At 72.1% G+C, this 12,476-nt stretch carries 13 protein-coding genes; 8 read left to right on the forward strand and 5 right to left on the reverse strand.

Translation table 11 applies throughout. The features are described 5' to 3' along the window. Window positions 1-73: 73 nt before the first annotated feature. Complete coding sequence (gene pepN, locus OG702_RS24495) at window positions 74-2,701, reverse strand: aminopeptidase N (protein WP_327291084.1); 2,628 nt, start codon at window positions 2,699-2,701, stop codon at window positions 74-76. A 228-nt stretch (window positions 2,702-2,929) separates the two neighbouring features. Here pepN and OG702_RS24500 point away from each other — a divergent pair, with 228 nt between their 5' ends. The 5 genes from OG702_RS24500 (at window position 2,930) to OG702_RS24520 (ending at window position 6,369) form a co-directional block, all read left to right on the forward strand. Next, window positions 2,930-3,577, forward strand: coding sequence for a mycothiol-dependent nitroreductase Rv2466c family protein (locus tag OG702_RS24500; protein ID WP_327291085.1), 648 nt, complete (start codon window positions 2,930-2,932; stop codon window positions 3,575-3,577). Window positions 3,578-3,592: 15 nt separating this feature from the next. Beyond that, complete coding sequence (locus OG702_RS24505; RefSeq protein WP_327291086.1) at window positions 3,593-3,979, forward strand: VOC family protein; 387 nt, start codon at window positions 3,593-3,595, stop codon at window positions 3,977-3,979. Between the two features lie 231 nt (window positions 3,980-4,210). After that, window positions 4,211-4,804, forward strand: coding sequence for a biotin transporter BioY (locus OG702_RS24510; RefSeq protein WP_327291087.1), 594 nt, complete (start codon window positions 4,211-4,213; stop codon window positions 4,802-4,804). Between the two features lie 262 nt (window positions 4,805-5,066). Further along, complete coding sequence (locus tag OG702_RS24515; RefSeq protein ID WP_327291088.1) at window positions 5,067-5,555, forward strand: ribose-5-phosphate isomerase; 489 nt, start codon at window positions 5,067-5,069, stop codon at window positions 5,553-5,555. Between the two features lie 7 nt (window positions 5,556-5,562). Continuing rightward, complete coding sequence (locus OG702_RS24520) at window positions 5,563-6,369, forward strand: Fpg/Nei family DNA glycosylase (RefSeq protein WP_327291089.1); 807 nt, start codon at window positions 5,563-5,565, stop codon at window positions 6,367-6,369. A 21-nt stretch (window positions 6,370-6,390) separates the two neighbouring features. Here OG702_RS24520 and OG702_RS24525 read toward each other — a convergent pair whose 3' ends face one another. Further along, entirely contained in the window at window positions 6,391-7,623 is a 1,233-nt protein-coding gene (locus tag OG702_RS24525; RefSeq protein WP_327291090.1) for a GNAT family N-acetyltransferase, read from the reverse strand. 155 nt (window positions 7,624-7,778) lie between these two features. On the opposite strand from OG702_RS24525, the gene OG702_RS24530 reads away from it, so the two are divergent. Further along, window positions 7,779-8,921 (forward strand): PP2C family protein-serine/threonine phosphatase, encoded by a 1,143-nt coding sequence (locus OG702_RS24530; RefSeq protein ID WP_327291091.1) that lies wholly within the window; start codon window positions 7,779-7,781, stop codon window positions 8,919-8,921. 138 nt (window positions 8,922-9,059) lie between these two features. Continuing rightward, a complete protein-coding gene (locus OG702_RS24535) occupies window positions 9,060-9,254 on the forward strand; it encodes a hypothetical protein (protein ID WP_327291092.1) in 195 nt (64 codons plus the stop codon). On the opposite strand, the gene OG702_RS24540 is transcribed toward OG702_RS24535, so the two are convergent. Next, on the reverse strand, window positions 9,219-10,265 hold the full coding sequence (locus tag OG702_RS24540; RefSeq protein ID WP_327291093.1) for an asparaginase: 1,047 nt from the start codon (window positions 10,263-10,265) through the stop codon (window positions 9,219-9,221). The two genes, OG702_RS24535 and OG702_RS24540, sit on opposite strands and share 36 nt — an antisense overlap. Window positions 10,266-10,441: 176 nt before the next feature. On the opposite strand from OG702_RS24540, the gene OG702_RS24545 reads away from it, so the two are divergent. Further along, window positions 10,442-10,894 carry an Lrp/AsnC family transcriptional regulator gene (locus OG702_RS24545; RefSeq protein ID WP_327291094.1) on the forward strand — a complete coding sequence of 151 codons (453 nt, stop codon included), beginning with the start codon at window positions 10,442-10,444 and terminating at the stop codon, window positions 10,892-10,894. A gap of 19 nt (window positions 10,895-10,913) precedes the next feature. Here the strand turns inward: OG702_RS24545 and OG702_RS24550 are convergent, their stop codons facing one another. Next, window positions 10,914-11,210 (reverse strand): CPCC family cysteine-rich protein, encoded by a 297-nt coding sequence (locus OG702_RS24550; RefSeq protein ID WP_327291095.1) that lies wholly within the window; start codon window positions 11,208-11,210, stop codon window positions 10,914-10,916. Between the two features lie 313 nt (window positions 11,211-11,523). Then, window positions 11,524-11,952: a hypothetical protein gene (locus OG702_RS24555; RefSeq protein ID WP_327291096.1), complete on the reverse strand. Its 429-nt coding sequence runs from the start codon at window positions 11,950-11,952 to the stop codon at window positions 11,524-11,526. Between the last annotated feature and the right edge of the window lie 524 nt (window positions 11,953-12,476).

Genomic DNA, 12,476 nt, shown 5'->3' on the forward strand with positions numbered 1-12,476 from the left:
ATGCCGATCAGTGGATTTCCCCCATTCAGGTGACGAGGGCCGCCCCACCAGGCAGGACGGCCCCGCCCCGAGGTCAGACCGCGGCGGCGGCGCCGCTCGCCCCGGCCGCGCGGGTGTCGCACATCTGTGCGCGCTGTGCCCGTGCCAGGTCGTCCCGCCCTTCGAGTACCAGCCGGCGCAGCGCGGGCGCGGCCTGCGGATGCCCGTCCAGCCAGGCGTCGGTGGCCGCCAGCGTCTCCGAGGGGCCCTGGAGGGCCGGGAAGAGCCCGGTGACCACGGCCATCGCGGTCTCGATAGACCGGGTCGCCCACAGCTCCTCGAGCGCCGCGAAGTACCGCCCGGTGAACGGCGCGAGCAGGTCCCGCTGCCCGGCCTGCGCGAAGCCCGCGATGGTCGCCTCCACCAGCGCGTTCGACAGCGCGTCGGAGTCCACCACGTCGGCCCAGGCCGCCGCCTTGACCTCGGCGGACGGCCGCGCCGCCAGGCAGCGCACCTCGTGCCGCTGGCCGGAAGCCGTGTCGTCCCTGGCCCGCTCGGCGGCGATCGCCGCGGTGTCGGCCGCGCCGCACGCGGTGAGCGCGCCCAGGAAGGTCCAGCGCAGCTCCTGGTCCACCGCCAGGCCGTCGACCTTCGCCGACCCGTCCAGCAGCCCCCGCAGAAGCTGCTGGTCGCCGGCCGAGGACGCGACGGAGGCGAAGAACCGCGCCCACGCCAGCTGGTGGCCGCTGCCCGGCTCGGCGAGCCGCAGTTCGCGCAGCGCGCCCTGGGCCAGCTCGGTCGCCATCAGGTCGCGGCGGTCCGGGGCCACGTAGTGCGTCAGCGCGGTCCGCGCCTGCAGGTGCAGCGACTGCAGCACCCCGATGTCGCTCTCCCGGCCCGCGAAGAGCAGCACCAGGTCCAGGTAGTCGCCGGCCGGCATCAGCGCGTCCCTGGTCATGCTCCACACCGCCGACCACGCCAGCGCCCGGGCCAGCGGGTCGGACAGGTCGCCCAGATGGGCACGCAGCGTGTCCAGCGACGCCGGGTCGAAGCGGACCTTGCAGTACGTCAGGTCGTCGTCGTTGACCAGCACCAGGTCCGGCCGCGGCTGCCCGGCCAGGTCCGTGATCACCGTGACCGAGCCCGCCACGTCGGTCTCGGTCCGCGCGTAACGCTCCAGGGCGCCGCCCGGCACCCGCCGGTAGAGCCCCACCGCGACCCGGTGCGGGCGCAGGTGCGGATGTGCCGGGTCGTCCGCGCCCTGCAGTACCGTCAGCTCGGTGATCCGGTCATGCGCGTCGTGGAAGACCTGCGGGGTCAGCGAGTTGACGCCCGCCGTCTCCAGCCACGCCCGCGACCAGGCGGCCATGTCGCGCCCCGAGGTCTCGGTGAGCACCGAGAGCAGGTCGCCCAGCTCCGTGTTGCCGTAGGCGTGCCGCTTGAAGTACCGCCGGGCCGCATCGAGGAAGGCGTCCTGCCCGACGTAGGCGACCAGCTGCTTGAGCACCGAGGCGCCCTTGGAGTACGTGATGCCGTCGAAGTTGAGCTTGGCGTCCTCCAGGTCGCGGATGTCGGCGACCACCGGATGGGTGGACGGCAACTGGTCCGCACGGTAGGCCCACGCCTTGCGGCGGTTGGCGAAGGTGATCCAGCCCTGTGTGTACTGCGTCGCCGCCACCTGGGAGAAGGCCGCCATGAAGTCCGCGAAGGACTCCTTGAGCCACAGGTCGTCCCACCAGCGCATGGTCACCAGGTCGCCGAACCACATGTGCGCCATCTCGTGCAGCACCACGCTGGCCCGGTGCTCGTACGACGCCCGCGTCACCTTGCCGCGGAAGACGAACTCCTCGCGGAAGGTCACGCAGCCGGGATTCTCCATCGCCCCGATGTTGTACTCCGGCACGAAGGCCTGGTCGTACTTCCCGAACGGATAGGGGTAGTCGAAGATGTCGTGGTAGAAGTCCAGGCCCTGCTTGGTCACGGTGAAGATCTCGTCCGCGTCGAAATGCCGGGCCAGGGAACGCCGGCACAGCGCGCTCAGCGGGATGTCGAGCACCACCTTGTCGTCGAAGGCCCGCGAGTAGTGGTCGCGTTCGACGTGGTAGGGGCCGGCGACGACCGCGGTGATGTACGTGGAGATCGGCAGCGTCGGCCGGAAACGGGTGGTCAGCCCGCCGCCGTCCGCCCCGGCCGGCTCGCCCTCGGTCTCCGCGTTCGACAGCACCGTCCAGCTCTCCGGCGCGCTCACCTGGAAGGTGAACGGCGCCTTGAGGTCCGGCTGCTCGAAGTTCGCGAACACCCGCCGGGCGTCGGCCGGTTCGTACTGCGTGTACAGATAGACCTCGCCGTCCTCCGGGTCCTCGAAGCGGTGCAGGCCCTCGCCCGTACGGCTGTAGGCACAACGCGCGTCCACCACCAGGGTGTTGCGCTCGGCCAGACCCTCCAGGGCGATCCTGGCGCCGTCGTACACCACCGCCGGGTCCAGCTCCCGGCCGTTCAGCCGCACCGACACCACCTCGGACGCGACGAGGTCGGCGAAGGACGACGCGCCCGGCCGCGCGCACCGGAAGTCGATCACCGTGGTGGACCGGAAGGTGCGCTCCCCGCCGGCGGGGACGGCACCGGCCGCCGACCGCACGTCGAGCGCCACGTCGTAGCGCTCCACGGACAGCGTCGCGGCCCGCTCGCGGGCCTCCTCACGGCTCAGGTTCTCGCCGGGCACGGGCGGCTCCTTCGTCTTTGACCACCGGAAACGGACAGCGAACGCCTCGCATCCTGCCACGGTGGTAGGACAGGGAGGCGACGGCCAGCGCGTACGGAGGCACCGCCGGCGGGAATGCCGGGCCGCCTCCGGCGCGTTGTCCGTCGAGGAGTGCCATCCGCAGCCCGACCGGGCCGCGCCCGGCCGACACCGGACGCAGCCTCCGCCATCCCGCACGAGGAGAACGCAGTGACCGCGACCGCCAACGAGACCACGAGAACACCGGCCGACTTCTGGTTCGACCCGCTCTGCCCCTGGGCGTGGATGACCTCCCGCTGGATGCTCGAGGTCGAGAAGGTCCGCCCCGTCGAGGTGCGCTGGCACGTGATGAGCCTGGCCGTGCTCAACGAGGACAAGCTCGACACCCTCCCCGAGAACTACGCCACCTTCCTGCGCGACGCGTGGGGCCCGGTCCGCGTGGTGATCGCCGCACAGCAGCTGCACGGCGACGAGGTCGTCGGCCCGCTCTACGAGGCGCTCGGCACCCGCTTCCACAATCAGGCGCTGCCCAGGACCAGGGAGACCATCGTCGCCGCGCTCGAAGCGGTCGGGCTGCCCGCCGGCCTCGCCGACCACGCCGACCGCGACACCTACGACGCCGAGCTGCGCGCCTCCCACAAGGAAGGCATCGACAAGGTCGGTCAGGACGTCGGCACCCCGGTGATCGCCGTCCCCGGCGCCGACGGCTCGCAGGTCGCCTTCTTCGGCCCGGTCGTCACCCCGGCCCCCAAGGGCGAGGAGGCGGCGAAGCTGTGGGACGGCACGCTGCTGGTCGCCTCCGTCCCCGGCTTCTACGAGATCAAGCGCTCCCGCACCGCCGGGCCCAGCTTCGAGTAGGACGGTCGGAGAACCATGGCGCACCTGGGTCTGGTGGCCGTCGTCGTGCGGGACTACGACGAGGCCATCGCCTACTACACCGACGCGCTCGGTTTCGAGCTGCGTGAGGACACCCCGCGGCAGGACGGCGGGCGGTGGGTGGTCGTCGCGCCGCCCGGCGCCCGCGAGACCGGCCTGCTGCTCGCCCGGGCCACCACGCCGGAGCAGACCGCCAGGATCGGCGACCAGACCGGCGGCCGGGTCGGGCTCTTCCTGAACACGGAGGACTTCGACGGCGACTACAAGCGAATGGTCGCCGCCGGGGTCGTCTTCGAGGAGGAGCCGCGGTACGAGCCGTACGGGGCGGTGGTCGTCTTCCACGACCTGTACGGCAACCGGTGGGATCTCATCCAGCCGGTCTGAGTTGGCGGAACCGCACAGCACGAGGCGGCCGGGCGGGCGTGATACACGCCCGGGCCGGCCGCCAGTGTGCGTGACGTGGGTCACGCGACCTGCGGAAACGGCCCCCGGGGCGGGTGCGGGAGTCTCCAAGCGGATGATCAGGGCTTTGTCGGGGTCCGACGATGAAGCGGGCTCGGCGGCTGGGTTAGCGTCACGGGGTCCCACCGAACACCCTCACCCCGCGGAGAACCGATGAGCGCCACAGCTGCCCCCGGCCGGGCCGGAACCGTACTCGCCGACCTGCTCCCCGCGTCCTCCGCCGGCCGCGCCCGGCTCAGGGACGCCGCCCTGGTGGCCGGCGGCGCCGCGCTCACCGGGCTCGCCGCGCAGCTGTCGGTGCCCGTCCCCGGCTCCCCGGTCCCGGTCACCGGCCAGACCTTCGCCGCGCTGCTCGTCGGCACGTCGCTGGGGGCGCGGCGCGGGGCCGCCTCGCTCGGCCTGTACGCCGCGGCCGGCGCGGCCGGGCTGCCGTGGTTCGCGGGCGGCACCTCGGGCTGGTCCATGCCGACCTTCGGCTACATCCTCGGGATGCTGCTCGCCTCCGGCGTGGTCGGCTTCCTCGCGCGCCGCGGCGGGGACCGTACGGTGCTGCGTACGGCCGCGGTGATGCTGCTCGGCTCCGCCGTCATCTACGCGGTGGGCGTCCCCTATCTGGCCGCCTCCGCCCACCTTTCGGCCCACCAGGCCCTGAGCATGGGGCTGCGCCCCTACCTCCTGGGCGACGCCCTCAAGGCCGCCCTGGCCATGACGGCCCTCCCCACGACCTGGCGCCTCCTCCATCACTGACCTCGCGGCCAGCGCAAACCCCCGAGCTTGCCCTCTGCGGTGGGCGGCGCCCACCAGGGGCGCGGGGAACTGCGCGACAAGCCCCGACCGGGGGCGGGGGTCGTCACCGTCCCAAGGGGGCTGTTCGGTCCGTGCCGGACCACCGGCGGGTGTGCGGTTGCGCGCGCCGTTCCCCGCGCCCCCGAAAAGCCCCCCTGCGTAAGGGCAACCGCATGGCCCCCCGCGGCCAGCGGAGGGGAGGGCGAGGTGGAAGACTGGGCGCATGCGCGTGTACCTCGGCTCGGATCATGCCGGCTTCGAACTCAAGAACCACCTCGTGGAGTGGCTGACAGGCAACGGGTATCAGCCCGTGGACTGCGGGCCGCACATCTATGACGCGGGGGACGACTACCCCCCCTTCTGCCTCCGCGCAGCGGAGCGGACCGCCGCCGACCCCGGCAGCCTCGGCATCGTCATCGGCGGCTCAGGCAACGGCGAGCAGATCGCCGCGAACAAGGTGCGCGGCGTCCGCGCCGCCCTGGCGTGGAGCGAGCAGACCGCCACGCTGGCCCGCGAGCACAACGACGCGAACGTGCTGAGCATCGGCGGCCGGCTGCACACGCGGGACGAGGCGCTGAAGTTCGTCGAGCTGTTCCTGACGACGCCGTACTCGCACGAGGAGCGCCACCAGCGCCGTATCGACATGCTCAGCGCGTACGAGGCCACCGGCGAACTCCCGCCGGTTCCCGCCCACCACCCGCAGCAGGACTGAACGGGCGATGCCCGAGGGCCACACGATCCACCGGCTGGCCGCCGACCACCAGGAGCGCTTCGGCGGCCGGCAGGTACGGGCGAGCAGCCCGCAGGGCAAGTTCTCCGACGGCGCCGCACTGCTCGACCGCCGGGTGATGACCGGCGCGGAAGCGCACGGCAAGCACCTCTTCCTCGGCTTCGGCGACACCGGCTGGGTCCACGTGCACCTGGGCCTGATCGGGAAGTTCGGCTTCGGTGACGGCCCGACGCCGCCGCCGACCGACACCGTACGGCTGCGTATCGCCACGTCGGCGCACTACGCCGACCTGCGCGGCCCCGCCGCCTGCGCGCTGATCACCGAGCCGGAGAAGCGGGCGATACACGACCGGCTGGGCCCCGACCCGCTGCGTCCCGGCGACGACCCGGACCGGGTCTACACCAGGATCGCCAGGTCCAGGATCAGCGTGGCCGCGCTGCTGCTGGACCAGAAGGTGATCGCCGGCGTCGGCAACGTCTACCGCGCCGAGGTTCTCTTCCGGCACGGCGTGGACCCCTTCCTGGCCGGCCGCGATCTGCCGCGGCCGGTGTGGGACGCGATGTGGGCCGACCTGGTGGCGCTGATGCGCGAGGGTGTGCGCACCAACCGGATCGACACCGTGCGCCCCGAGCATGAGCCGGCGGCGATGGGCCGCCCGCCCCGGGTGGACGACCACGGCGGCGAGGTCTACGTCTACCGCCGTACGGGCCAGCCCTGCCTGGTGTGCGGCACCGCGGTCCGCACCCGGCCGCTGGACGCCCGCAACCTGTTCTGGTGCCCCCGCTGCCAGGCCTGAGCCCCCCGCGAGAAGCAGCGCCTAGAAGCCGTGCGGCACCCACGGTTCCAGGTCGGAGCGGAAGGCCGCCGACGCCTCGGCCAGCGCACCCGGGCGCAGTTCGGTGACCAGCCCCGCACCGGCCAGCGCCCGCAGCCCGTGGCCGCCCAGATAGGCGGTGCCCAACTCCCTTGCCGCCAGGGCCAGGTCCGCCGGATCGCCGGTGCGCTCGCAGACCGCCCCCTTCGCGTCACCCGACAGCCGCCAGCGGCCGGTGTTCCACGGGCAGAAGGGGTCCTCTACGTCGAGCACGACGTCGAGCGGCGCCGCGTAGGCGCGCGCCGCCAGTGCCGCGGGGAGATCCACCAGCCGTACGTACAGGCCGTCGCGCCAGCTGAAGTTGCAGCGGCGGATGTCGGAGACGATCTGCTGCACCGGGTCGTCGGCCGGGCGGTTGTGGAAGACCAGCCGGGCGACCAGGTCGACGTCGGTGAGGTAGCGCCACAGCGCCGCGTATGTCACCGGATCGAGTGCTTCGAGATCCTTCAGCTTGACGGTGCCGTCCGGCACGCCGAGTGCGGTGCCGCCGGCCTTGACGCTGTAGCGGGCGTAGCCGCGCACCTCGCCGTCCACCTCGGCGAGCACGCACAGCCGGGCGCCGAAGCCGCCCCGGTCCGCCGGCGGGTCGAGCAGCGCCAGCCGCTCCCACTCCGGCTGCCTGGCCAGCATGCCGGGCCTGCCGGGCACCGCCCGGGCGTAGACCGCCTCGCAGGCAGCCACCCCTTCCGCCGGGGTGACCAGCCGCAGCCGCACCGCGTCGGCGCCCGGCGGCGCCTGCACCGTGACGCGGGTGGTGTCGATCCGGCCGTGCAACTGCCGGGTGGCGGTGCCGTAGCCGAACCGGCCGTAGATGGACGGCTCGGAGGCCAGCAGGACGGCGACGGCGAGGCCTCGCTCGCGGAAGTCGTCCAGCTGGCGGCGCATCATCGCGGTGAGCACCCCGCGGCGGCGGTGCGTGGGCTGGACGCTGACCATCGTGACGCCGGCCACGTCGAGCAGCGTCCCGCCGGGCACCGTCATCCGGAAGTCGAAGGCGCCCGCGGTGCCGACGATCCCGCCGTCCGCCCGGGCGGTCAGCGCCTGCTCCAGGGGCAGGAAGTCCCGCCACATCGCCCGTTCCTCGGAGGTCATGGCCGGCTCGCCGAAGGCCCGCTCCAGGCGGAGCACGAACTCGTCCCAGTCCCCGGCCGCCGGCGGGCGCAGATCGATCGTCATACGCTCTGACTACCAGGACGAGCGGCGGCGGCGATACGTAATTTTCGCCGACTCCGTTTTCCCGGGCATCTCCCGTCTCGTTCTGTCTCACCCGGACGGCTCACAGGCCATCCTGCCTGCACGGCAGGGCCATCCGTGGGTATGGTCGCCGGGACATGGCAAAAACGGCGGTGGGCGAGGGGCCTCGGCTCAGGTGGCGCAGACGGCTGCACCGGGCCCGGCTCAGCGTGCGCAAGTCCGCCGTGGACTACTTCCGCGGCGGCGCCTCCGACTGGGCCGGCCTCGGCGTCCTGGTCGCGGTGATACCGATCCTGGCGTATACCACCGTGATCACGCCCGAATGGTGCCCGCCCAGCGCCCTGGTGCTGCCGATCCTGGCCGGCGGGCTGCTGCTGCGCCCCTCCAGCCTGCTGCTGGTCTACGCCGCCTCCGCCGTCGCGCTGATCGCCGAGTCGGCCGCGCTCGGCCCGTACCGCGAGGGCCCGGCCCGGGTCACCCCCGGCACGGTGCTCGTGGTGACCGCGGTGGCGCTGGCCGGCCTGGTCATCGCCCAGTTCAGGGCCAGGGTCGGCGTGCCGTGGCGGGGCGGGCACACCATGCTGTTCGACCTCAGGGAAAGAATCCGGGTGCAGAGCAGGCTGCCGCGGCTGCCCGGCGGCTGGCACGCCGAGATGTCGCTGCGGCCGGCCGGCGGCCAGTCCTTCTCCGGCGACTTCGTGGTCGCCACCCGCAGTTCGGGCGGCCGGGTGCTTGAGGCGGTGCTCACCGACGTGTCGGGCAAGGGCATGGACGCCGCCTCGCGCTCGCTGCTGCTGTCCGGCGCCTTCGGCGGCCTGCTCGGCTCGCTGCCGCCGCACGCCTTCCTCACCGCGGCCAACGGCTACCTGCTGCGGCAGAACTGGGAGGAGGGCTTCGCGACCTCCGTGCACCTGGTGCTCGACCTGGAGAGCGGCGACTACGAACTGCTGTCCGCCGGCCACCCGCCGGGCGTCCAACTGCACGCCGGCAGCGGCCGGTGGGAGGAGAAGGCCGCCGAGGGGCCGCTGCTCGGCGTCTACGACGGGGCCGAATTCCACGGCGTCAAGGGCACGTTGCGGTCCGGCGACGTCCTGATGCTGTTCACCGACGGGCTGGTGGAGACCGCGGAGCGGGACATCGCCGAGGGCATGGACCGGCTGATCGGCGAGGCCGACCGTTTCGTGGCCACCGGATTCCGCGGCTCCGCCTGGCGGTTGATCGAGGCGGTGGCCAAGGACGTCAACGACGACCGTGCGCTGCTGGTGGTGTGCCGCGACTAGCCCACGGGAATGGGACTATGGGCCGTGTGTCGTACGGGCGTTGATTGTCGGTCACCGGTGGCACCATGGATACGGGCGAGGCGGGGGGCGCGGCGCGGTCCCCGGACCGGCAAGAACCGAAAGAGGAAGTGATCCGCTGTGGTTATCTCCCTGTCCGCCGCACTGTTGCTTGCGATCGTCCTGGTGGTGATGATCCGGTCCAAGTCGATAAAGGTGGGCCCGGCGATCGTCGCCGCCCTCTTCGGCTTCTTCCTCGCGTCCACGAACATGGCGCCGGACATCAACCGGTTCCTCAACTCAGTGGCCGACACCATCAACCAGATAAAGCTCTGACGCGGACGCCGCCTTCGGCGTGGTGTCCAGGATCCGGCGCAGCCGCGCGCCGGCCTCGCGGTCCTCACCCGCCGGTGCGTCCCGGCCCGCCAGCAGGGCGGCGAGCACCGCGATACGCGCCTGGCCGGGCTTGAGCGTGCCGGTCAGCAGCGCGCCCGCCGCTGCCAGGTCGACCGCACCGCCGCCGGTGTAGAGCGGTGCCACCGCGCCCGCGGCCACCCGGGTGCTGACCGCCACCTGCACCCCGGCCGCGACGGCCCGGTGCACGGCCTCGGCGATCTCCGGGTTCGCGTTGCCCGCGCCGGTGCCGACCAGCACGATGCCGCGGGCGCCGGCCGCCACGGCGGCGTCGAAGAGCACCGCGTCGGCGTCACTGTGGTGCATCACGATGTCCACCCGGGGCGAGGCGACGTCGCGCTCCGGCAGCGGCAGCGGCTCCCGCCGCGGCTGCCGCCGTCCCCAGCTCACCCGGCCGAACTCCACCCGGCCCAGCGGCAGCCCGTCCGGGTCGCCGAAGGCGCGGGCGTCCAGGGTGTGCCGCTTGACGGTGCCGCGGGCGGCGAAGACCTGGCCGGCGAAGACGATCACGGCGCCGATGTCCCGGCCGGAGGCGGCCGTCAGCAGGGCGTCGTAGAGGTTGCCGGCCGCATCGCCGTCCGCCGCGTCCAGCGGCTGCTGGGCGCCGGTGAAGACCACCGGGCGCCGGTCGCCGTGGAAGAGGTCGACGAAGAAGGCGGACTCCTCCAGCGTGTCGGTGCCGTGGGTGACCACCACGCCGTCCACCTCCGGGTCGGCGAGCACGTCGTGCACCGCGTGCAGCAGCCGCAGCTGGTGGCCGGTGGTCAGCCGCGAGCTGTTGACGGTGAAGAGGTCCACCACCCGCACCTCGACGCCCTCGGGCACGGCGCCCGCCTCCAGCACCTCCCGGCCGGCGGCCTCCGCCGCGTAGCCGTCGCCCTGCCATCGGCTGGCGATGGTGCCTCCGGTGCTGATGACCACGACGTGTCGCACGATGCCTCCGCCTCCACTGCTGCCGTTGTGCCGACCGTGCTGCGTGGTGCCGCGGGGGCCGCCGACGGCACGGCGGCACGGCGGTACCGGTCCCCTGCAATGATATGCGCGTAGACCCGCCATATGATTGCGAATACCGGCCGGTACTCCCCGGAAGGCGGGGTGATAATGCCCCGATGGACGCCATTGACAGAAGTATCTTGCGCGAACTCCAGGCCGATGGCCGGCTCACCAACCAGGAGCTGGCCCAGCGGGTCGGCCTGACCCCCTCCCCGTGCCTGCGCCGGGTGCGCCAGCTGGAGGACGACGGGGTGATCCAGACCTACCGCGCGGTGGTCGACCCGGCAGCCGTCGGACGCGGCTTCGAGGTCTTCGCCTCGGTCGAGGTCCAGCGCGACCGCGACTCCGTCGCCGCCTTCGAGGCCGAGGTCCAGTCCACCACCGACGTGGTCGAGGCCTACCGCCTCTACGGCGCCCCCGGCTGCCTGCTGCGCATCGCGGTGGCCGACTCGGACGCCTACGAGCGCTTCTGGACCGACAAGCTCATCGCCCTGCCGGGCGTCAGCGACGTCAACTCCCAGATGATCATGCGCCGCATCAAATCCCCCCAGGGCATCCCGGTCGACTGACCCCACCCCGCGTGGCGCGTCAGTCGCTGCGGTCGTCCGGGAACTCGTGGGGGAGCGGCTCCCGCAGATACCGAGTGCGTCGTTCCTGGCTCGCGCCGAAAGCCTTGAAGTTCTCGCGGGCCTCGGTGAGGGAGAGACAGTTCGGCCCGCCGCGGTCTTCATCGGCGTCGTGGTCGTCCTGGCCGTCGTCTTCCCAATCGCAGACGGGGCAGGTCTCGTGGTAGGCCCGTCGGGTGAGCGTGATGTACGCGCAGCACGGACACGCGTACGGCCCGTCCTCGGGCGCGCCATGGACATTGATTTCGGAGTAGGCCACGAGGACATCCTGGCTGGCAGCCCTGATCAGCGCTCCCGAATATCCACGAGCGGCCGGAACGCCGGATCCGCCCGCGCCGGGACCGCGCCCGGAAATGACGACGGCCCGGGTCGCGGAATCGCTCCGCCACCCGGGCCGTGGCCGTACAGAGCGGGCGACGGGAATCGAACCCGCGTAGCTAGTTTGGAAGACGAGTGCGGCGGCCCCGCCGTGACCTGGGAAGGCCCCTTCCAGGGCCTACGGGTCGAGACCGCCACTGTTCCCCGTGGTTCCCCGTTGAACGCCCGTCAGACGGGCACGCGGCGGGCACGCCCTACTGGCGTTGCGGATAGGGGGTGTAGATCGTCTGACAGTCGGAGCGGTGCGGCTGGTCCGGATCAAATCGCGGCAGACTGTAGTCCGGGACAAGGAAGCTCCCGTACGTCTCAGGAGCAGAAGACTCGCCCCAGAATACGGTGCCTGCTACCACGAACCCGCCCAACAGTCCCTCGCCTAGGACGAAGGCCCGCGCGTCATACCAAGCGCCAGGAACTGCTTCGCGCAGTTCATCCTCTTCTTGGCTGGATGCTGCCCGGATGATCAGTGAGGGGTAGCGGTCCCGGACCGATAGGGCGCTAACGTCCTTGAAGAGCACTTCCAGCGTGGTCGAGTGGCCTCGTTCGCTGTCCTGCTGCCCTCTGAGCAGAAGCTGACTGTGCCCGATGATGTAAGTGAACAGTCGGAGGGGCCGCTCGAAGGTCACCGGAAGATCGACCAAGCTAAGTCGAGTCATCGCGCCGATACCCGCTCACGTTCTTGGGACTTGCGCCCGAGCGAGTATCCCGCCCCAATCGCCGAGGCGGTGAGCAGAAGCCGGATGACTATGTCGTCGGTGGAGACTGCCAGGAGGAACGTCACGGCGATGTAGGCGGCTTGCCACCGCCGGTCTATGTGACGCCCGGATGGCCTGTCAGGTGCCCGATCCCTCCGCCTCAACATGATCACGCTCACCCCTTCTGCACGTGGACTTTCACCCCCACACCCTAGCCACGCCCCCTGCTCTCATCCCGTCTGCTGTCGGCCCGCACTCTTGTGGAGCGGGCGTGGTTCAGGGCGTCAAGGTGGAGCGCGCCACTGTACGAACGACCTTGACGCCCTGGGCCGCGACTGCTCGGCTTGCCCGGGTCGATGGCAGATGGGATGGGAGCTCCCTCGCTCGCCACGATGAACGTGCACTCGCCGGCCGGGCTTGGTTCATCCCGGATGCGGAGCGCCCCCGCCGGAGGC

The sequence above is a fragment of the Streptomyces sp. NBC_01198 genome (genome assembly GCF_036010485.1).
In the GTDB taxonomy this organism is placed as follows: Bacteria; Actinomycetota; Actinomycetes; order Streptomycetales; family Streptomycetaceae; genus Actinacidiphila.